The following is a 20,014-nucleotide window of genomic DNA, read 5'->3' on the forward strand; positions in this document are numbered from 1 at the left end:
GGCCGAGCATGAAAACAATCCACGCATTCCTCCCGATGACGCTCGTCGTCCTAGGCGCCTGTACAACAGCAGCAAGTCTGCAAGGCAATGTCGATGCTCTGCGCGAGCCTGATGTGGTGTTAAGCAGCGGACAACAACCTCCTGGTGCCCCGGCTGGAACCTGTTGGGGCAAATCCGTCAGCCCAGCAGTGATTGAGACCGTAACAGAACAGGTTTTGCTTCAGCCCGCTGAAATCACAACGGATGGAGTTGTAACACGGCCAGCCATCTACAAAACTGAAACTCTGCAAAGAATTGTCAAAGAGCGCAGGGAAACTTGGTTCGAAGCCCCCTGTCCCTCTGTTTTGACTGGTGAATTCATCGCTTCAGTTCAACGCGCTTTGCAGGCGCGCGGCCACTATAGAGGCCGCATATCAGGTCTTATGGATGCCCGCACCAGAGCTGCAATTCGGCGATATCAAGAGCCTCAGGGGCTAGACAGCGGCATCCTGGCCTTGGAAACAGCGCGCCAGCTTGGGCTTATTGCTGTATTGCGCGATCCCGCCTAGTCCCAAGCAAGTACAAAAGAAAAAGGGCGCCGCAGCGCCCTTTAATAATTGGTATATCGAATTTTAGTTATTCAAGACCAAGCGCTACAAAGCGCGGCTCGCCACCGCGATGCACCAGCAGCAGGATCGATTTACGTCCCGCATCTTTGGCCTCTTCGATACGTCCATCCAGATCAGAGATTGCCAACACAGCTTGCTGACTTGCTTCGACGATCAGATCGCCCTGACGCAAACCTTTTTCAAAAGCTTTAGAAGCCTCATCAACGCCCGTCACAACCAAGCCAACAGCTTCGGCGTCCAGGCCAAGTTCGCTGCGCAGAGACTCGGTGACAGGTGTCACCGTCAAACCAAGGATTTCTTTTTCAGTTGGCTCATCGGTTGGGCCTTCTGCGACGGCAGGAACCGCAGCTTCGGCATCTTCGCGGCGCCCCAGTGTGACTTTCAAGGTTTGTGTTTTGCCATCCCGCAGGACCACCACACGCACGGCTTTGCCAACTTCGGTGTTGCCAACGGTGCGCACAAGGCCACGGACATCTTCGACATCTTGACCGTCAAAGCTCATGATCACATCATTCGCCAGAATGCCCGCTTCCTTTGCTGGCCCCTCCGGAACATTGGTCACGATCGCGCCCGCTGTGCCTTCTAGGCCATCAATGGTTTCCACCATATCTTCAGAGATATTTTGGATTTGAACACCCAGCCAACCGCGGCGGGTTTCACCAAATTTTTCGAGTTGATCAATCACCCGGGTCACAACGTTTGACGCCATTGAAAAACCAATCCCGATTGAACCACCGTTCGGAGACAGAATTGCTGTGTTCACGCCAACAACTTCACCATCCATGTTGAACAAGGGACCACCGGAGTTGCCTCGGTTGATTGCCGCATCAGTTTGAATGTAATCGTCGTAGTTGCCAGACAAGGCTCGATTGCGTGCTGAAACAATGCCTGCGGAAACAGAGAACCCCTGTCCGAGCGGGTTCCCAACTGCCAAAACCCAGTCCCCGACGCGCGCTGTGTCGCTGTCGCCGAAGCTGACAAACTGTAATGGTTCCGCGCTTTCAACTTTCAAAAGGGCCAGATCCGTATTTGGGTCTTTGCCGATTACAGTGGCTGGAAGCTCTTCTCCCGAGAAAAATTCGATCAGGATCTCATCAGCCCCGTCGATCACGTGGTTATTGGTGACAACATAGCCGTCTTCTGAAATCACAAAGCCGGAGCCAAGTGCTGAACTACGACGGGGGCGCTCGCCCTCGCCTTGTCGGTCTTGGAATTCACGGAAGAAATCTTCGAACGGGCTACCTTCGGGGACAACGCCACGGGGGCCGGTTCGGCCAGCGACCGTGGTTGAGGTGGTGATATTCACCACTGATGGGCTGACTTGCTCAGCCAGATCAGCAAAACTATCAGGTCGCGCCTGAACGACAACCGCCTGCGCAACAAGCGCAACAATTGCAATAAATGAAAGCCACATCATTTTGACGTAGCTTGTGTTTGATATCGGAACGGAAACAGCCTGTGGTTTCACTCCCTAAACTCCTTTGATCTGGTTTCCAGGTCTCACCTGCCCCCGACGCAGGCACCTGATGTTAACATAGGGCACATCTCGGCGCGCACAACTCATTGAAAATTGGTTCAATTGGTTGTGATCCTGCGTGAGCCTTTAAATTAATCAAATAATCAACTTTTAATCAGGTATCATATCGACACATCCAATTGAAAAGGTGTTCATTTACTAACGGTTAACAGAATCGAGCCAAAGCTTCTCAAAAGTTACAAAAAAGAGTCACCATATCCAAAAAATTGGGAGTTTTGGTTGTCAGCGCGATTCTTTTTGACAAGTATCAAAGCAGAACTTGAAGATACGGAGAAGAAGAAGACCTAGATTTTGATCCTTTTGCGAGGTGTATAATGCATAAATGGTTTACTCAAAAATTGAATGAAATGATCGGATTGGCGCATTACTGCCAGTTTCCAATTCTGAAGGCTCATTTTATTTTAACGCAAAAAGCTGTCGATGAGATGTACGGAAAACAAGTGCCCGGTGAAAACTGCCTTCATGACATTCTTCCATTGATGATCAGCCAAGCTGAAATTAGCGGCGAATTTGAAGCAGCAAAACACCTAAAGGCTGCTTACGAAGAGTTAGATGTTCCTGAAGAAGAAGTCGACAATATCGTCGAAATCGATTTCGCAGCCCCGTTGAAAGTGCACAGTCACTCTGCGCGCTAAAACTAGGCGTTTGATTGGGCGTTAAAAACCAAGGCGCCCAAGCAAGATCAAAACAGCGCCAAGACCACAGGCGATTAGACCAACCTGCTTTTTCTGGTGGGTTGGTAGTTCAGCTAAAACTCTTAAAATTTCATTCATACGCGAAGGGGCCAGCGCGAACGCCAGCCCCTCGATGATCAGTACTAGCCCGAAGGCAATAAGGATCGTTGCGATCACTTCGCGCCCTGATCAGACTTCAGATAGTTAAAGAACTCGCTGTCAGGTGACATCACCATGGTCGAGTTGCTTTCCTGCAATGCAGCGCGGTAGGCTGCAAGCGAGCGGTAGAATTCAAAGAATTCCTGATCTGCACCATAGGCTTCTGCAAAGACTGCGTTTCGTGTTGCGTCCGCTTCACCTCGGATGATCTCGGATTGGCGGTTGGCGTCAGACACCAATTCAACAACCGTACGATCTGCCTGCGCACGAATACGCTGCGCGGCCTCCTGGCCACGTGCGCGTTCGTCTGTGGCTTCCCGTTCACGTTCCGCACGCATACGTGCAAATGTCGCGTCAAGGTTTTCACGAGGCAAGTCTGTACGCTTCAAACGCACGTCGATGACTTCGAGGCCCAATGAACGTGCATCTTGGATGGCACCCGTCCGAATGCGCAGCATCAGGGCCGCACGGTCGGTGCTGAGGATGTCGTTTGAAGCAACCGAACCTAGGATTTCACGAGTTTGGGATCGCAGGATCGAATCCAAACGACGGCCCGCTACTGCAATCGCCTGATCGCCTTCAGCACCCGTCGCCTGACGGAACTGATTGACGTCTGCAATACGGTAACGCGCGAATGCATCAACAACCAATCGGCGGTCATCCAACGGGGTGACTTCGATTGGATCCAGATCACGGCTTAGGGTACGATCATCATAACGCGCAAGGTTTTGGATGAATGGCAATTTAAACGCCAAACCCGGCTCTTCTTTGATCGCATCAACACGACCAAACTGCAGGACCAGAACCTTTTCACGTTCGTCGACAATGAACACAGAGTTCAGGCCAACGAAAACCGCACCAACCAACACAATCAGAAATAGGAATGAACGTGTCATTGAGCTGTTCCTTTTCTTAGTTCGTTCAGAGGCAGATATGGCACCACGCCTTGTCCACCGCCGGCTTGATCATCAATGATGACTTTGTCGACACGGCCCAGAACTTCTTCCATGGTCTCAAGATACAGACGCTTACGTGTCACCTCAGGTGCCTTTTGGTATTCCTCAAGGACAGCCTTAAAGCGGCTCGCCTCACCTTCCGCTTGGTTGACGACCTGTGCACGATAGCCTTCGGCTTCTTCCAAAACCTGAGCAGCTTCACCACGGGCGCCCGCCAGACGGGCGTTTGCATATGCATCCGCTTCTTTCTGGGTCCGGTCACGTTCTTGTTCCGCGGCCTGAACGTCACGGAAAGCATCAATCACCTGTGTTGGTGGGTCAGCTTTGTCAAAGTTCACACGGACAATATTCACACCGGAATCGTAGCTGTCCAAGGTCAGCTGGATCAGATCCTTAAGGCGTTCACCAATGGATGCACGATCTCGGTTCAAAATCGGTGCCAGATCAGACTGAGCGATAATTTCGCGCATAGCTGATTCAGACACAGCCCGGATCGACAGCTCAGGATCACGTAGGTTGAACAGGAATTGAGCTGGATCGTTGATGTTCCAAACAACTTGGAAATCAATGTCGACGATGTTTTCGTCACCGGTCAGCATCAAACCCGCATCAGAGCCACGCGCGCCAACGCCGATATCTTCGGTTTGTTCACGTGTCACCTGGATGACCTCTGCGGTCACAACAGGCCAAGGCGCAAAGTTCAGACCTGGATTACCAGTCGAGGAGTATTCACCAAGGAACAGCTCTACGGACTGTTCTTCTGGTTTCACGGTGTAAAAGCTTGCCATGCCCCAAAGCACAACTGCAGCAACAACACCAAGACCAATGGTGCCTTTGCCAAAGCTCGGGCCCTGGCCTCCGCCACCGCCACCACCTGAGCGACCGCCACCATCTTTACCGCCCATCAGAACGCGCAATTGGTCTTGGCCCTTTTTCATCAGGTCATCGATGTCAGGAATCTGCGGGCCGTCATCCTGCGGGCGCCGGCCTCCACCGTTATTGCCACGGTTGTCGCCACCGCCGCCTTTGTTTCCGCCGCCGCCCCAAGGGCCGCCGTTGTTACCTGCCATAAAGGTATTTCCCCTTCCGTAATACACTTACGCACCACACTAACCTGTGTGGTGCGTAAAGAAAATCAACCCGTTCGAGTTGGAGTTTTCATTGTTACCAATTCTTCAGACATGGTTGGGTGAACCGCAACCGTCCGGTCAAAATCTTCTTTTGTCGCGCCCATTTTGACTGCGATACCCGCCAGTTGGATCATTTCACCTGCCCCCGGCGCCACAATGTGACAGCCCAGAACCTTGCGTGTGGCCTGAGAGACGATCAATTTCATCAAAACACGCTCTGAGCGCCCAGCGAAGGCCTGCTGCATCGGTTTGAACGACGTCGCATAGACCTCAATCAGCTCTTGTTCACGTGCATCTTCTTCAGACAGGCCTACGGTGCCCATCTCTGGCTGAGTGAAAATCGCGGTTGGAATCAGCTCGTGATCTGGCTTTGTAGGATTGCCGTTAAAGACAGTCTCAACAAAGGCCATACCTTCGCGGATCGCCACCGGTGTTAGATTCGCACGGTCCGTGACATCGCCAACCGCATAGATGGACGGCACAGCGGTCTGGCTGTAATCATCCACAACGATCTGACCTTTACGACCCAGCTCGACACCCAAGTCTTCCAGACCGAGGTTCTCTGAGTTCGGGGCACGTCCGGTAGCAAACATAACCTGATCAAACAGGTTCTCGTCGCCATTGGTGGCCTTAACCCAAATCTTGTCGCCTTCTTTGCGCATCTCAAGAATGTTTGTGCCCAGATGCAAATCTACACCGCGTTGGCACATCTCTTCTGCCACAAGACCACGGGCTTCGTCATCAAAGCCGCGCAGGATTTGTGCACCGCGATAATACTGCGTGGTCTTCACACCCAGCCCATTCATGATGCCCGCAAATTCGCTGGCAATGTAACCACCACCGATGATCAAAATGTTTTCAGGCAGTGTTTTCAGATGAAACATCTCGTTTGAGGTGATTGCATGCTCGATGCCTGGAATTTCTGGCAACACTGGACGGCCACCGGTCGCGATCAAAATGTGTTTCGCAGTTTTTTTGGTGCCATCTGCCAGCTCAACAGTATGTGCATCCGCCAATTTTGCGCGACTGTCGAAAGTCTCGACATTGTTGTTGGCCAGAAGCTTGCGGTAGATGCCTTCCAAGCGGTCCAGCTCGGTGTGCATGTGTGATTTGAACTTATCCCAGTCAAATGCACCCGGCTTAATGTCCCAGCCATAGTTCTGCGCGTCTTCCACCATTCCGGAATATTCGCTGGCAAACACCATCAATTTCTTTGGCACACAGCCGCGAATAACGCAGGTCCCGCCATAGCGGTCTTCTTCTGCCAAAGCGACTTTTGCGCCGCCTTGGGCCGCTACACGCGCCGCGCGCACCCCACCGGAGCCACCGCCGATGACAAACAGATCGTAATCAAAGCTCATGATATTCCTCAGTCAGACAGGTCAGCGAAGAGGTTCTCGCCTTCAACAAAATCCAGCATATTCTCTTCTATCGTGCCTGCATTTATGTCTCGGACCTGGGCTTTACCATCCCCATGGCCGATCACAACTGTGTCACAAATATCAATGAAGAGGCCATTTTCAACGACACCCGGCATTTGATTCAAGATCATCGCCATCTGACGTGGATCGCCAATGCGTTTAAGATGCAGGTCCAGAATGTGATTGCCTTCGTCAGTGACGAAAGGGCGATCCCCATTCATACGCAAAGACGCCGAGCGGCCCAGAACATCCATCGACACCAAAGTTTCTTCAATTAGCGCCTGCGTTGTCTGCCATCCAAATGGAATGACCTCAACCGGCAGAGGGAAGGCCCCCAAAGTGTCAACTTCTTTGCTGGCGTCGGTGATGACAATCATCTGGTCAGACGCTGTGGCCACGATTTTTTCCTGAAGCAGCGCACCGCCACCACCTTTGATCAGGTTCAGCTCGCCGTCGAATTCATCCGCGCCATCAATGGTCACATCCAACCATTTCGCAGCGTCTAAGCTCACCACCTCAATGCCCACGTCGCGCGCCAGTTCGGCGGTTCGAGTTGACGTTGGAACGCCACGGATCTTTAGCCCTTCTTCGCGGACCATTTCCCCAAGGCAGCGCACCATCCAAGCCGCTGTCGAGCCTGTGCCCAAACCAACCCGCATTCCATCTTCGACAAACTCAACTGCTTTCTTTGCAGCCACGAATTTGGCCTTGTCGATCGGTGACAACTCTGAGGACATGGGCGACTCCGTAAAATTCACTTGCAGTGGTTATAGGCAAGAACATGGCCCCGCGCGAGGGGCATTTGTCGCGCAAGCAATAAGAAGTGCCGCGGCGTGCCTATAAATATAGTGGAGGCGATTCATACTTGAGAGACTCAATTCTGTTTCCTATAGGAAACATGTGCCAGTTTAATTCTAAATCCTCAGAGGACATCCAACCTGATGCAAAAGCCCTATCGCCTGCATTACGCGCCAGACAATGCCTCGCTGATTGTGCGGCTGGTATTGCTTGAGCTGGATGTGCCTTTTGACAGCGTGCTGGTTGATCGCGGCAAATCCGAACAGGCATCAGACCATTATCTGGCGATCAATCCGGCAGGGTTGATCCCCGCATTGGAAACAGATCACGGTACATTGTTTGAAACCGGTGCCATTCTACTTTGGCTCAGCGAGCGTCATTCTGCGATGGCTCCGGGAGTTGGATCACCAGAGCGTGCCGACTTTCTGAAATACCTATTCTATGTGTCCAATACCTTACACCCGAACCTGCGCATGCATTTCTATCCTCAGAAATACATCACAGCAGACCAAAGCCGTGCCTTACGTGAAGGCTGTCGATCCAATTTGATCCGTTCGCTTGATATGTTGAACACTGCAGCCGCTGGCCACTTCCCTTGGCTGAATGGCGCAGACCTCAGCGTTTTGGATATTTACTTAGCGGCCTGCCTGCGGTGGATGGCGCTCTATGCCAATCAAGCGCCCGCATGGTTCGATTTGAATACTTGGCCAAATCTCAGAGCGCTCTGCGCTCAAATGGATCAACGAGATTCCGTGGCTACAGCTAGCCCAATCGAGGGCTTTGCCCCCAATCCATTCACATCCCCCCTGCCCGTGACCCCAACAATTGGAACTGCGATCTAATGTTTCTCTCTGTCTTTGATATGTTCAAAATCGGCGTTGGCCCGTCCTCCTCCCATACAATGGGCCCGATGGTCGCGGCAGCCCACTTTCTGGATACGATGCGCGAAAGTCCATTTGAGTTTCATGGGCTAAAAGCAAGCCTACATGGCTCTCTCGCTTTTACCGGTGTTGGCCATGCCACGGACCGCGCCACTGTGCTTGGCCTCGCAGGGTTTCTGCCAGACACATATATACATGAAGACGCAGAAGCCACGTTAGCTACGATCCGCGATCAAAAATCTGTCACGCCTAAAGATCTTCCAACCCTTGCCTTTGATCCACGCGAAGATCTTCGCTTTGACTTTGGCCCCGCCCTCCCCGGCCACGCCAATGGTATGATCTTGATGGCAACGGATCGGCAAGGCGATGTGATCCTGCAAGAGACATACTATTCCATTGGCGGCGGCTTTGTTGTCACTGAAGATGAACTAAATGAAGGCAAAGCCACCGACGAAGGCGCGCCGGTGCCCTACCCGTTTAAGTCTGGGTCAGAAATGCTGCAGATGGCGCAGACCTCAGGCAAATCCATTGCCGATATGAAACGCGCCAATGAACATGCGCGCGGTGGGCCTGAAAATATGAACAAAGGCTGCAAACGCATTTGGCAGGTCATGAATGATTGCATTGATCGCGGGCTTGCCAACGAAGGCATCTTACCCGGTGGCTTGGATGTGCGACGCCGCGCAAAGTCGATCAGCGAGTCCCTCTTAGCGGAGCGCGGCATGAATCTGGCAGCCCCCCACACCATCAATGATTGGATCAGCGCCTACGCTATGGCGGTCAATGAAGAGAACGCCGCAGGCGGCCAAGTGGTCACCGCCCCCACAAATGGGGCGGCAGGCGTTTTGCCAGCTGTCATCCGCTATTGGCTTGATCATGTGCCTGGCGCAACCACTGCCAAAATCGATGATTTTCTGCTGACGGCTGCGGCTATCGGTGGCTTGGTGAAGTTCAACGCATCTATTTCGGGTGCAGAAGCGGGCTGCCAAGCCGAGGTTGGATCCGCTGCTGCCATGGCCGCAGCCGGTCTATGCGCGGTGATGGGCGGCACGCCCGAGCAAGTCGAAAACGCCGCGGAGATCGCACTTGAACATCATCTGGGTATGACATGCGATCCAATTAAAGGACTGGTGCAAGTACCTTGCATCGAACGCAACGGCCTCGGTGCCATCAAAGCGGTCTCTGCAGCAAGCCTTGCCCTGCGTGGGGATGGTCAGCATTTGGTACCGCTTGATTCCGTTATCGAGACCATGCGCCAAACCGGCGCAGATATGCATGAGAAGTATAAAGAGACATCCTTGGGTGGACTGGCGGTGAATGTGCCCAACTGCTGATCAAGGCGCACCTTCCAAGTTGAAAGGCCACGCTCTCGCTTCTTCTGTATCCCAACACCCCCGCTGAAGGCATTCGTGATTTCAGCCCATATGATGCTAAGTCTCTAGTTGGCAATCGCTGCAAACACACAGGGGTCGCTTGGTAACAGGGGCGGCAAGGTACACAGCCCGCGTGCCACCGTATAGGCGCTGATCACCCGTGGTACATAATTCAAAGTTTCTGGATAAGGCGGCACACCTTCGTGATCCCGAACAGCCCCCTCGCCAGCATTATAGGCCGCTAAAGCTAGGATTGGATCACCGTCATAGCGTTTCAAAAGCACATCCAGAAACGCGGCGCCTCCTTTAATATTGTCGGCAGCCACGGTTGCATCCGCAACACCGAAGCGTTCCATGGTGGCTGGCATCAATTGCATAAGCCCGATTGCACCGGCCGTGCTTTCGGCCAATTCCTGTCCTGCTGACTCTGTATATATAACGGCCAGCACAATCGCCGGGGAAACCTCAGTTCCGATAGTTGCCAACAAAATGTCCCGTCCATAGCGGCTGACAATATCCTGCATCGCCTGCAATCGCGGCGGGGTAAGGCTTCCTTTGCCACTCGGCGCACTTACTAGTTCAGCAGCATCCTCCAAACGCCCTGGGCCGGTTTCAGCGCCATTGGCGGGGAAAACATCCCAAAACCAAGGATAAAGTGATTCAGCAGGGGCTGCTACAGTATCAGCGGTCGCAGGAATCACAGCGGTTGGTGCTCCTATGACAGGTGGGACAGCTGGATTCGCTCGCTCTTCAATCTGAACTTTTATGCGGCCTGTGGCCCCAGACGCAGGCGGTTTAATCCGTTTTGCCTGAAATTCGGGAAATGGCGGAGGAGATTCAGCAGGAATCGCCGATGGAAACGCATTCGCCATACATAAAATCGTTAAGAGTCGCCTGATCCGCACGATGAAACTGCTCCGTTTCTGTCTTTTGAGAGCAGTTTGGCAAGTTCCGGGCGTCAAAACCAGCAGAACAACCACGCCTCATGGTAAATATTGCTAATAATCACACAACTTCTGGATGAAATTCACCCTTTTCACAGATGCCCAAACAGAAACTTCAAAACTTCTTCATTTTTAAAATGCATATAATTCAATGAGTTAAGGCATTTCACCGAAGAAAAACACGTCTGCCAAAAAACGCACCATTCGTGCCCAATTCGTGCCCCAATCAAGGGGCTATATATGCTCATACCAAGTCGGGGACAGGCCAAAGAGAGAGACGGCCACCAAGGACCCGACAAGGTCGAAACTGAAATTAAATGAGATCCTTTGGAGGGACACACCATGATGAAATTTATCAAAAACTTCCGTAAAGACGAAGACGGCGCAGTAACAGTTGACTGGGTTGTTCTGACAGCAGCAGTTGTTGGTCTGGGTGTTGCAGCATATGCAGCGATCGAAACACAAACCACAACACTGGCTTCTGACATCGCAGCAACCATCGCAGCTGAAGACGTATCTTCCGCAGCAGCGACTTCCGCAGCTGCCGGTACTGCAGGTACTCCAGGTGGCTAAGCCCTGGCCGCTTAGAACCTAAACCAATAGAAGGTCGCACCAATTCGGTGCGGCCTTTTATTTTGATATCTTAAGCATCTGTTATCTCAAAGGGCGAGCGCTGCAATAATATCAGCGCCTCAACGAACGACGGGTGCGCCCGGGTCAAAATAGCGAAATTGACGCAATAGAGCCCTACCCCCATCCCATTTTGGCCATACTCGAAGGCGATGATGTTCCAAAGCAGGGAGGAATCCCGCAAAAACCTGAGGTGACACCATGCGTGGTTTATTTGCAGTCGTATTATTGGTCGGTCTTGGCCTTGCCGGTTTCGCAGTTCACATGGCTCAAGGCTATGTACAGAAGTATCAAACCGCTCTTGCTTTAGAGCGACAATCCAAGGTTACGCCAATTGAGCTGACGGAGATCTATGTGGCGACGCAAGCGCTCGACTACGGCGACAAACTTATGCCGGAGATGGTAAAACTTGTGAAGTGGCCGAAAGAATCCCTGCCAAGCGGCTGGTATGCGGATGCCAACATCCTATTTAAAAACAACAATTTGACACCACGGCATATTCTACGGCCGATGGTACAAGGCGAGCCAATCCTACAGGCAAAGATCACCAAACCGGGTGAAGATGCGGGACTGACATCTCGACTTGAAAAGGGGATGCGTGCCTTTGCAATCCGTGTAGATGTTGCAAGTGGTGTTTCAGGCTTTCTGCGCCCAGGTGACCAAGTTGATATCTATTGGACCGGGTCTGTTGATCGCTTAAGTGAAGATGGCGAAACCAGTTTTACCAAATTAATTCAAACAGGCATTAAATTGATTGCAGTGGACCAGAAAGCAAAACTGGAAGGCGTAAATGGTAACGTCGCGCGTACTGTGACCGTTTCCGTGAAACCTGAACAGGTGGCTGCTTTGGCGCAAGCCCAAAACTCTGGCAAGCTGTCATTAGCCCTGGTCGGTGCAAAAGATGACACCATCGCCGAAAGCATCGAAGTCGACCAAAACAAGCTGCTCGGCATTGAACGCAAAGAAAAGAAAGTCGTTCAGGCTAAGGAAAGCGCCAAAGTTTGTACGATCCGGACGCGCCGTGGCGCCGAGGTCGTAGCAATTCCGATCCCGTGCTCAAACTAAGCCAAATCAAGTGCTTACAGATGCGCCCCCAACCGGGGCGCATTTTCATTTCAATCAACTGTTGCCCCCACCCCACATGCAAATCGGGCTGGAAGTCATTGATTCTTGCAAAAAAATGCGAATTGGCGCAGATTGTTGGCAATGCGGGCAATAGATCCGTGAATTGAGGCGTGATCGGAGAGGCAGGTCACAATGACATACCGGAACTTCTTTAAGGCGGCCCTAATGGGGATCACCGTCGCACTAACGCCAGTCGCCAGCAGTTTTGCGGCGTCTGATACATTGCGCATCGTACGCAATGGGACAGATTCTCGGCTGAACGTGGCAATGAACCGTGCAGTTGTCGTCGAAAGCGACACACCTTTTGCAGAACTCAGCATCGCTAACCCGGCCATTGCTGATATTTCGTCCCTTTCAGATCGCACGATCTACGTGCTGGGTAAATCACCCGGGACGACAACAATGACCCTGCTTGATGCAGCTGGGCGCCTGATCACAAACGTTGAGGTTCGCGTTGCGGCCGACATCACTGAATTCAAAGAACGTCTTCAGCAGATCTTGCCCAACGAAAAAATCGAAGTGCGTACAGCAAACGATGGGATCGTCCTGTCCGGCACCGCGAGCAGCACCCAAAAAATGCAGCGTGCACTGGATTTGGCGCAACGCTACGCACCTGAACGTGTTTCCAACCTCATGACCGTTGGCGGCGTGCAGCAAGTAATGCTGAAAGTGCGCTTTGCGGAAATGCAGCGTTCCGTCTCAAAGGCGCTCGGCGCTTCTCTGAATGGCGCGATCAACGGCAATGGCATCACAACGGGCACGTATTTGTTGCCAGAAAACGCTGAGGCTTTGGCAAATGGTGATCCGATCACCGTTGCTGGTGGCTCTGTTGGCGCATTTCAGTTTGGAATTAATACGAGCGCCGTGCAGTTGAACCTATTGCTCGAAGCCATGGAAGCCCGTGGCATGGTACGCTCGCTTGCAGAACCAAATCTCATTGCCCTCTCAGGGCAAGAAGCAACCTTCCACGCAGGCGGTGAATATCCGGTCCCGGTTTCTCAGGAAAATGGGGCAATTTCAGTGGAGTTTAAGCCCTTTGGCGTTAGCCTTAATTTCATTCCACGTGTTATCGACGGTGACCTGATCAACCTGGAGCTTTTAACCGAAGTGTCTGCGATTGATACAGCTAACGGCCTTTCTGACGGCACCTTCAATATCAGCGCCTTCACCACCCGTAAGGCTTCAACTACTGTTGAAATGCGCGACGGCCAAAGCTTTGCAATTGCAGGACTTTTGGAAGATGACTTCCAGGACACAAATGCTCAGGTGCCTTGGCTTGGAGACGTTCCAGTCCTCGGTGCCCTCTTCCGCAGCGCAAGCTATCGTCGTTCGCAATCCGAACTGGTTATTGTGATCACAGCACATCTCGTGTCCCCGACGCAAGGCGAAGCGATCGCGCTACCGACAGATCGTGTGAAACCACCGTCAGAAAAAGACTTATTCCTGTTCGGCGAAATCTCTCGCAGCAACACCCCGAAAACCGGGGCCGCTGGCGAAGTCGCAAAGCAAGATTTCGGCGGATCTTATGGTTACGTATTGGACTAAGTGAGGACAGATAAATGAAAAAGATTGCTTTAGTATCTGCCACACTATTTGGCTTAGCGGCCTGTGATGATCCAAACGCCAGCTTTCCGTCTCTATTTCAAGAAGCTGGCGCTGTCACAGATGCACATGGTGCATTCGGCTCTGCAACAACCAACAATATCGCAATACAGAACGGCGACAAAAGTTACACGCTTGGCCTCGCCCGCCGCTTTGCAGATGAAGTGCCAGACACGGTGACTTTCGCCTTCAATTCTGCGGTTCTGGATGAAAACGCTCGAAATACTCTGCGTAATCAAGCACATTGGATCATCCAATTCCCAGAAGTGCGTTTTAAAGTCTTTGGTCATACTGATGCCGTTGGTTCTAATGCCTATAACAAGAGCCTCGGCCTGCGTCGCGCACGTGCTGCGGTGAATTTCTTGGTGAGCCAAGGCATTGAGCGCTCGCGCTTAGAAGCTGTGGTTTCCTTTGGCGAAACCCAGCCTTTGATCCAAACCACAGATCGCGAACGCCGCAATCGCAGAACGGTGACCGAAGTAACTGGCTTTGTTGAGGGGCATCCAAATATTTTGGACGGGAAATACGCCGCTGTGATCTATCGCGATTACATCGCAAGCGCTGTGCCCACCACAACGCTGAAATCAACAAAAGAAAGCGAATAAAACGCAGAAAAATTGAAAGAAAAGACCCGCCAATGGCGGGTTTTTTTGTTTTGGTCGGGTCCCGCGTCCACAAGCGGTATTGTTCCCAAATTGGCAATAACGCCCCCTTTGCCACTGAAAAGTCCCACGATACCCAACAATTTCGATCTTTTAGCCCCAATCTCGCCCAGTTTGGGCATCACTAATCATGAAGCGGGATAAGTGCGTGCGGCGTGAGTCGGACCTGCTTTTAACCTCGGAGCCAGATCGGAGCCGACACCCCCGCCGAAGGATGAAAGACAATGACGAGTAGTGAAATGAAAACTTCTGATCCGAACGCGATACTGGCCTGCACGGTCTGTCGCGACGTGCAGAATTTTGACCTGCTAATTGTCGACATGGAAGAAGTCATGGGCGAACAATGGGGCGACCTTGGCTTTGAAGATGTCCTGCAGTTCTTTGAACAGCCAGAGGCTGATGATCTTGAATTCATCGCTCTGGCTATCGATGATCTTGACGAAGACGACCCTGAAATTTTGAAGAAAATCGTCATTTCGGCCAAGGAAAAAGGGATCAAAACCCTTTTGATTGCCGAGGACGTGACCCCTTCCCTCTTGCACCAGCTTTTGCGCATGGGCGCTGATGAATTTATTCCCTATCCGCCGCCGTCAGGCGAGCTTCTGCAGGTGGTCGACGCTATGCGCGCTGAACCAGACCTGGATGTTCCTGCACCGAAAATAGAGCCTGCAACTGAATCTGTTGAATCTGCTGCGGTTTCCTTGAACGCAGGGGCACCTAAACGCCATGGCGTGATCATAGCGACGCATGGTTTGTCAGGCGGAACCGGAACAACCACTCTTGCCGTGAATTTGGCTTGGGAATTGGCGACAGTCGCCAAGGACAAATCGCCTTCTGTCTGCTTGGTCGATCTTGACCTGCAGTTCGGCGCGACGTCCACGTTCCTGGATCTGCCACGCAAAGATTCCGTATTCGAATTACTGTCAGACACAGAAAGCATGGACAGCGAAAGCTTTGGCCAGGCGTTACAGAAATTTGACGATAAGCTCAGCGTGCTGACCTCTCCGCCAGATATGCTGCCACTCGACATGGTGAGCCCGGAAGATATCGGCCGTCTGCTGGAAATGGCCAGCCATCACTACGATTTTGTCGTAGTCGACATGCCGAATACGGTGGTGCAATGGACAGAAACAGTTCTGAACATGTCCCATGTTTATTTGGCGACAATGGAAATCGATATGCGTTCTGCGCAGAACGCGATGCGAATGAAGCGCGCGCTACAAGCCGAAGATCTACCATTTGAAAAACTGCGCTATGTTCTAAACCGCGCTCCGAAGTTCACCGATCTCAGTGGCAAGGCGCGCATCAAACGAATGGCAGAGAGCCTCGATATTTCTATCGACGTGCTTTTGCCAGATGGCGGCCGCCCTGTGATGCAGGCTGCAGATCATGGGCAGCCATTGGCGCAGCTCGCAGCGAAAAACCCACTGCGCAAAGAAATCGCCAAACTCGCAAAATCACTATTTGAGCTGGACGAAGAAGACAGCAAAGCGGCTTGAGGACTTGAGACATGTTTAGCAGATACAAAAAAGACACCCCGGCCAAAGCCGTCAAAGCAGCGCCAAAAACAGCCCCTGTCCAAGAGGCAGATGCTGGATCGGTTATGAGCGAGGCTGAGCAAGCCGTTCTGCGCAAGCCAATGCCCGTGGCCAAAGCAAAAGCAGCGGCCAGCGACAAGGATCGCAAGCGCAAAGAACGTCTGGGTGAAATCAAACTGGATCTGCACCGCGAACTTCTGGACAATCTAAACCTTGCCGCGTTGGAAAACGCGTCAGAGAATGATTTGCGCAATGAAATCAACGCGATTTCGACTGAGACACTGCAAGATCGTTCGATCGTTCTGAACCGCCAAGAACGTTCGGTTCTGTTTGAAGAACTCTACAACGAAGTCAAAGGCTTGGGGCCCCTAGAAACGCTGCTACAAGACGATACCGTCAACGATATTTTGGTGAATGGGCCGCAACAGATCTTTGTTGAACGTGCAGGTAAGCTCGAGCTCACCGACATCACGTTTAAAGATGAAAAGCACCTGTTGCGCATTATCGATAAGATCGTTTCTGCGGTTGGTCGTCGCGTTGATGAATCAAATCCTTATGTGGATGCCCGTCTTGCGGATGGCTCTCGTTTCAACGCCATGGTGCCGCCGATTGCGGTAGATGGCTCTCTGGTATCCATTCGTAAGTTTAAAAAAGACAAACTGGGTATTGATGATCTGGTAAACTTCGGTGCCTTTTCCGAAGAAATGGCCGCCTATTTGCAAGCCGCTGTCGCCACGCGCCTGAACGTGATTGTGTCGGGTGGTACTGGTTCCGGTAAAACCACAACGCTGAACGCCCTGTCCTCCTTCATTGATAACGCAGAACGTATTCTAACGATTGAGGATACGGCGGAACTTCAATTGCAACAGACCCACGTTGGCCGGATGGAAAGCCGCCCACCAAACGTGGAAGGCAAAGGCGAAGTCTCTCCGCGTGACTGTATGAAAAACGCACTGCGTATGCGTCCGGATCGCATCATCGTTGGGGAAACCCGTGGTGAGGAGGTGATCGACATGCTTCAAGCGATGAACACCGGCCACGATGGATCAATGACTACAATCCACGCCAACTCTGCGCGTGATGGTGTCTCGCGTCTTGAAAACATGATTGCAATGGCTGGCATCGAAATGCCGATCAAAGCGGTGCGCTCGCAAATTTCCTCTGCGGTGAATTTGATTGTTCAGGCCTCTCGTTTGCAGGATGGCTCACGTCGCATGACATCGATTACCGAAATCACCGGCATGGAAGGTGACGTGATCTCGATGCAAGAGGTCTTCCGCTTCCAGCGCACGGGGCTGACGCCCGACAATAAAATCATCGGTCACTTCACTGCGACCGGCGTGCGCAGCAACTTCTCTGAACGTTTCCGCATGTGGGGGTATGACCTGCCTGCACATATCTATGAACCAACTGCAGGATAAGAGCCATGAGTGCAGAACTGATGATCTACGGCCTTGTTTTTGTAGGCGTTCTTGTATTGGTCGAGGGCGTTTACCTAACGGTCTTTGGCAAATCTATTAGCCTGAACAACAAGGTCAGCCGCCGTCTGGAAATGCTCGACAAGGGTGCTGCCCGTCAAGACGTATTGGAACAGCTGCGCAAGGAAATGGCGCAGCATAAGAAATCTGTTTCCATCCCGCTTTATTCCATGCTGGCCGAAAAGGCGCAAAAGGCAGCGATCGCCTTTAGCCCGAAGCAATTAATGATGATTATGGCCGGTTTGGGCGGCGTCGCCTTTATCGGTCTATCCGTCGGGACCCAAGCAGGTGCTGTTACCAATATCGTCATGTCCGCCGCGATCGGCATCGGTGCTGTTTACACATGGGTAAGCATGAAGGCTGGCAAACGCCTTTCTATGATAGAAGAGCAACTGCCAGACGCCATCGAACTGATGGTACGTAGCCTTCGCGTTGGCCACCCGTTTTCCTCAGCGATCCAGATCGTAGCCAAGGAAACACCTGACCCTCTGGCCACAGAGTTTGGCATTATTGCTGACGAAAGCGCCTATGGCCGCGACGTGGGTGAAGCCTTGAAAGATATGGCTGAACGTTTGGACATGCAGGATATGCGCTTCCTTGCAGTTGCCGTGACCATCCAGCAGCAATCCGGTGGAAACCTCGCCGAGATCTTAGCTGGCCTGTCTAAAGTGATCCGCTCTCGTTTCCGCCTGTTCCGCCGCGTGAAAGCGATTACTGCAGAGGCGAAATGGTCAGGCAAATTCCTTTCCGGCTTCCCAGTCGCCGCGCTGATCTTCATTAACCTGAGCGACCCGAATTACTATGATGGTGTGAAAGATCACCCTTGGTTTGTCATGGGCTGTATTGCCGTCGGTCTTTTCCTGGCTGCGAACCTTTTCGTGATGCGCATTCTCACCAACATCAAAGTGTAAGGATACCCCATGCCTCTATTTGATACGCTTTCCCAATTTTTGACAGGCGCACTTGGTCCCTTTGGTCCTATTATCGCTGTTGGTGGCCTTGGTGTTGTCACTGTTCTATCTGCAATTCTGCTGATGTTGCGCGAAAAAAATGACCCAATGGCCAAGCTCAGCAAAGCTGGACGCGAAGGTACAGTGGATGCTGCAAAAAATGAAAAATTGCGCCGTGCCAATGGCAACGATAAGCTTGAGAAATACAAAGGCTTTCTGGAACCTAAAAGCGCCGAAGAATTGTCTTCGATGCAGTTAAAGCTGTTACAGGCTGGCTATCAATCCCGCGACGCCGTACGTGCGTTCTATCTAGCACAGTTCGCATTGGGTATTGTGGGTCTGGTTTTAGGCGTGGCTTACTTTACGTTGGTCTTGGACCCGGAAACCGCGACGACAAAACAAACAGTAATGTGGGTTCTTGGCCCTGGTGCCGCTGGTTACTTGCTGCCTAAGTACTGGATCACGCGCCGTGTTGAAGAACGCAAAGAAGAGATCACCAATGGCTTCCCCGACAGCCTCGATATGATGTTGGTCTGCGTTGAAGCAGGTCAGTCATTGGATCAAGCGATCATCCGCGTTGCCAAAGAGCTGCGCTCTGGCTTCCCTTCCCTCGCAGACGAATATGAAATCGTCGCTCATGAGATGAAAGCCGGCAAGGACAAGTCTTCAGTACTGACAGACATGGGCGAGCGTTGCGGCGTAACTGACGTGTCAAGCTTTGTAACCGTCATGAACCAATCAACCACTTTTGGTACGCCAATTGCAGACGCGCTCCGGGTCTATTCTGCAGAAATGCGTGACAAACGTGTGATGCGCGCCGAAGAGGCCGCAAACAAGTTGCCAACCAAGATGACCCTTGCCACAATGATGCTGACGGTTCCGCCGCTTCTACTGATCCTGGTATCCCCGTCTGTCGTAAACATAACACAGATGTCGCAGTAGGCGCTTTGACAAACTTTAGACGCATGACGTCAAACTCATTTCTAATACTCAGTCTTGCACTGGCCGCCTGTAGCACGGGCGGCCTTGGCACATCTTTGGGCACTCCTAAAGACAGCCCGTTTGCTCCGAAAATTGACGTTAAAAAAACTGCAATAGATCAAACGCTTGTGGGCCATCGTCTGATGGATGCAGGAGAATTTGAACTTGCTCTCGAGGCCTATACACGCGCGGCAATTCAAGACGGATTAACCGGCGAGGTCCTCTCTAATATTGGCACTGCTAACCTTGCTTTGGGCCGTGTTGGGCAAGCCGAAGATAATTTTCGAAAAGCGCTCGAGAAAAACGAAAACAACCCCGATATCTGGAATAATCTTGGCGTTGTCTTGATGGAACGCGGAAAATTTGCGGAAGCCGTGCAGAGCCTGAAAAAGGCCTTTGCACTCGACAATGGCGAAAGTGACGCAATTCGGGACAATTTGCGCTTGGCTCTCGCAAAATTGGAAAATCCTGCATATGATGACCCCCAACTAGAACAAAAATACAAATTGGTGCGTCGGGGCGGCAGCGACTACTTGCTTACAGGTGCATCTGGATAACGAGCAGTAA

The 20,014-nt window shown here is 52.0% G+C and carries 20 protein-coding genes; 13 read left to right on the forward strand and 7 right to left on the reverse strand.

Going from position 1 to position 20,014, the window contains the following annotated elements; translation table 11 throughout:
- Positions 1–8: 8 nt before the first annotated feature.
- A complete protein-coding gene (locus JXQ85_RS08990) occupies positions 9–548 on the forward strand; it encodes a peptidoglycan-binding domain-containing protein (protein ID WP_421748562.1) in 540 nt (179 codons plus the stop codon).
- Between the two features lie 67 nt (positions 549–615).
- On the opposite strand, the gene JXQ85_RS08995 is transcribed toward JXQ85_RS08990, so the two are convergent.
- Positions 616–2,076 carry a Do family serine endopeptidase gene (locus JXQ85_RS08995; RefSeq protein ID WP_421748563.1) on the reverse strand — a complete coding sequence of 487 codons (1,461 nt, stop codon included), beginning with the start codon at positions 2,074–2,076 and terminating at the stop codon, positions 616–618.
- 383 nt (positions 2,077–2,459) lie between these two features.
- On the opposite strand from JXQ85_RS08995, the gene JXQ85_RS09000 reads away from it, so the two are divergent.
- Positions 2,460–2,780: a hypothetical protein gene (locus tag JXQ85_RS09000; RefSeq protein ID WP_421748564.1), complete on the forward strand. Its 321-nt coding sequence runs from the start codon at positions 2,460–2,462 to the stop codon at positions 2,778–2,780.
- Between the two features lie 21 nt (positions 2,781–2,801).
- On the opposite strand, the gene JXQ85_RS09005 is transcribed toward JXQ85_RS09000, so the two are convergent.
- The 5 genes from JXQ85_RS09005 to rpiA all read right to left on the reverse strand — a co-directional run bounded on the left by JXQ85_RS09005 (position 2,802) and on the right by rpiA (position 7,222).
- The gene (locus JXQ85_RS09005; RefSeq protein WP_421748565.1) at positions 2,802–2,996 is read right to left on the reverse strand and encodes a DUF2065 domain-containing protein; all 195 of its coding nucleotides are present in this window, start codon (positions 2,994–2,996) and stop codon (positions 2,802–2,804) included.
- Entirely contained in the window at positions 2,993–3,874 is an 882-nt protein-coding gene (gene hflC / locus JXQ85_RS09010; protein WP_421748566.1) for a protease modulator HflC, read from the reverse strand. Before hflC ends, JXQ85_RS09005 begins: the two co-directional genes overlap by 4 nt.
- The gene (gene hflK, locus JXQ85_RS09015; RefSeq protein ID WP_421748567.1) at positions 3,871–5,004 is read right to left on the reverse strand and encodes an FtsH protease activity modulator HflK; all 1,134 of its coding nucleotides are present in this window, start codon (positions 5,002–5,004) and stop codon (positions 3,871–3,873) included. Before hflK ends, hflC begins: the two co-directional genes overlap by 4 nt.
- Before the next feature lie 65 nt (positions 5,005–5,069).
- Positions 5,070–6,425 (reverse strand): glutathione-disulfide reductase, encoded by a 1,356-nt coding sequence (gene gor / locus JXQ85_RS09020; protein WP_421748568.1) that lies wholly within the window; start codon positions 6,423–6,425, stop codon positions 5,070–5,072.
- A gap of 8 nt (positions 6,426–6,433) precedes the next feature.
- On the reverse strand, positions 6,434–7,222 hold the full coding sequence (gene rpiA, locus JXQ85_RS09025; protein WP_421748569.1) for a ribose-5-phosphate isomerase RpiA: 789 nt from the start codon (positions 7,220–7,222) through the stop codon (positions 6,434–6,436).
- Between the two features lie 204 nt (positions 7,223–7,426).
- Here rpiA and JXQ85_RS09030 point away from each other — a divergent pair, with 204 nt between their 5' ends.
- Positions 7,427–8,125 carry a glutathione S-transferase family protein gene (locus tag JXQ85_RS09030; RefSeq protein ID WP_421748570.1) on the forward strand — a complete coding sequence of 233 codons (699 nt, stop codon included), beginning with the start codon at positions 7,427–7,429 and terminating at the stop codon, positions 8,123–8,125.
- Positions 8,125–9,498 carry an L-serine ammonia-lyase gene (locus tag JXQ85_RS09035; RefSeq protein ID WP_421748571.1) on the forward strand — a complete coding sequence of 458 codons (1,374 nt, stop codon included), beginning with the start codon at positions 8,125–8,127 and terminating at the stop codon, positions 9,496–9,498. Before JXQ85_RS09030 ends, JXQ85_RS09035 begins: the two co-directional genes overlap by 1 nt.
- Positions 9,499–9,602: 104 nt before the next feature.
- Here JXQ85_RS09035 and JXQ85_RS09040 read toward each other — a convergent pair whose 3' ends face one another.
- Positions 9,603–10,238: a lytic transglycosylase domain-containing protein gene (locus JXQ85_RS09040; RefSeq protein ID WP_421748572.1), complete on the reverse strand. Its 636-nt coding sequence runs from the start codon at positions 10,236–10,238 to the stop codon at positions 9,603–9,605.
- Between the two features lie 585 nt (positions 10,239–10,823).
- Here JXQ85_RS09040 and JXQ85_RS09045 point away from each other — a divergent pair.
- From JXQ85_RS09045 to JXQ85_RS09085, 9 genes are all read left to right on the forward strand, one after another.
- Complete coding sequence (locus JXQ85_RS09045) at positions 10,824–11,054, forward strand: Flp family type IVb pilin (RefSeq protein WP_421748573.1); 231 nt, start codon at positions 10,824–10,826, stop codon at positions 11,052–11,054.
- Between the two features lie 258 nt (positions 11,055–11,312).
- Positions 11,313–12,176, forward strand: coding sequence for a Flp pilus assembly protein CpaB (gene cpaB, locus JXQ85_RS09050; protein WP_421748574.1), 864 nt, complete (start codon positions 11,313–11,315; stop codon positions 12,174–12,176).
- A gap of 192 nt (positions 12,177–12,368) precedes the next feature.
- Positions 12,369–13,781: a type II and III secretion system protein family protein gene (locus JXQ85_RS09055; protein ID WP_421748575.1), complete on the forward strand. Its 1,413-nt coding sequence runs from the start codon at positions 12,369–12,371 to the stop codon at positions 13,779–13,781.
- 14 nt (positions 13,782–13,795) lie between these two features.
- Positions 13,796–14,443, forward strand: coding sequence for an OmpA family protein (locus tag JXQ85_RS09060; RefSeq protein ID WP_421748576.1), 648 nt, complete (start codon positions 13,796–13,798; stop codon positions 14,441–14,443).
- A gap of 281 nt (positions 14,444–14,724) precedes the next feature.
- Entirely contained in the window at positions 14,725–15,999 is a 1,275-nt protein-coding gene (locus JXQ85_RS09065; protein WP_421748577.1) for an AAA family ATPase, read from the forward strand.
- An 11-nt stretch (positions 16,000–16,010) separates the two neighbouring features.
- Positions 16,011–17,459, forward strand: coding sequence for a CpaF family protein (locus JXQ85_RS09070; RefSeq protein WP_421748578.1), 1,449 nt, complete (start codon positions 16,011–16,013; stop codon positions 17,457–17,459).
- 5 nt (positions 17,460–17,464) lie between these two features.
- Positions 17,465–18,427 carry a type II secretion system F family protein gene (locus JXQ85_RS09075; protein WP_421748579.1) on the forward strand — a complete coding sequence of 321 codons (963 nt, stop codon included), beginning with the start codon at positions 17,465–17,467 and terminating at the stop codon, positions 18,425–18,427.
- Positions 18,428–18,436: 9 nt separating this feature from the next.
- Entirely contained in the window at positions 18,437–19,408 is a 972-nt protein-coding gene (locus JXQ85_RS09080) for a type II secretion system F family protein (RefSeq protein ID WP_421748580.1), read from the forward strand.
- Between the two features lie 23 nt (positions 19,409–19,431).
- Positions 19,432–20,004, forward strand: coding sequence for a tetratricopeptide repeat protein (locus JXQ85_RS09085; protein ID WP_421748581.1), 573 nt, complete (start codon positions 19,432–19,434; stop codon positions 20,002–20,004).
- Positions 20,005–20,014: the final 10 nt, after the last annotated feature.

The sequence above is a fragment of the Cognatishimia sp. genome (assembly GCF_049116455.1).
Taxonomy (GTDB): Bacteria; Pseudomonadota; Alphaproteobacteria; order Rhodobacterales; family Rhodobacteraceae; genus Cognatishimia.

Bases quoted from the DNA above. Each gene is read 5' to 3' on its own strand.
- JXQ85_RS08990 (WP_421748562.1), top strand. From the start codon at position 9: ATGAAAACAATCCACGCATTCCTCCCGATGACGCTCGTCGTCCTAGGC.
- JXQ85_RS09000 (WP_421748564.1), top strand. From the start codon at position 2,460: ATGCATAAATGGTTTACTCAAAAATTGAATGAAATGATCGGATTGGCG.
- hflC (WP_421748566.1), bottom strand. From the start codon at position 3,874: ATGACACGTTCATTCCTATTTCTGATTGTGTTGGTTGGTGCGGTTTTC.
- hflK (WP_421748567.1), bottom strand. From the start codon at position 5,004: ATGGCAGGTAACAACGGCGGCCCTTGGGGCGGCGGCGGAAACAAAGGC.
- gor (WP_421748568.1), bottom strand. From the start codon at position 6,425: ATGAGCTTTGATTACGATCTGTTTGTCATCGGCGGTGGCTCCGGTGGG.
- rpiA (WP_421748569.1), bottom strand. From the start codon at position 7,222: ATGTCCTCAGAGTTGTCACCGATCGACAAGGCCAAATTCGTGGCTGCA.
- JXQ85_RS09030 (WP_421748570.1), top strand. From the start codon at position 7,427: ATGCAAAAGCCCTATCGCCTGCATTACGCGCCAGACAATGCCTCGCTG.
- JXQ85_RS09035 (WP_421748571.1), top strand. From the start codon at position 8,125: ATGTTTCTCTCTGTCTTTGATATGTTCAAAATCGGCGTTGGCCCGTCC.
- JXQ85_RS09045 (WP_421748573.1), top strand. From the start codon at position 10,824: ATGATGAAATTTATCAAAAACTTCCGTAAAGACGAAGACGGCGCAGTA.
- cpaB (WP_421748574.1), top strand. From the start codon at position 11,313: ATGCGTGGTTTATTTGCAGTCGTATTATTGGTCGGTCTTGGCCTTGCC.
- JXQ85_RS09055 (WP_421748575.1), top strand. From the start codon at position 12,369: ATGACATACCGGAACTTCTTTAAGGCGGCCCTAATGGGGATCACCGTC.
- JXQ85_RS09060 (WP_421748576.1), top strand. From the start codon at position 13,796: ATGAAAAAGATTGCTTTAGTATCTGCCACACTATTTGGCTTAGCGGCC.
- JXQ85_RS09065 (WP_421748577.1), top strand. From the start codon at position 14,725: ATGACGAGTAGTGAAATGAAAACTTCTGATCCGAACGCGATACTGGCC.
- JXQ85_RS09070 (WP_421748578.1), top strand. From the start codon at position 16,011: ATGTTTAGCAGATACAAAAAAGACACCCCGGCCAAAGCCGTCAAAGCA.
- JXQ85_RS09075 (WP_421748579.1), top strand. From the start codon at position 17,465: ATGAGTGCAGAACTGATGATCTACGGCCTTGTTTTTGTAGGCGTTCTT.
- JXQ85_RS09080 (WP_421748580.1), top strand. From the start codon at position 18,437: ATGCCTCTATTTGATACGCTTTCCCAATTTTTGACAGGCGCACTTGGT.
- JXQ85_RS09085 (WP_421748581.1), top strand. From the start codon at position 19,432: ATGACGTCAAACTCATTTCTAATACTCAGTCTTGCACTGGCCGCCTGT.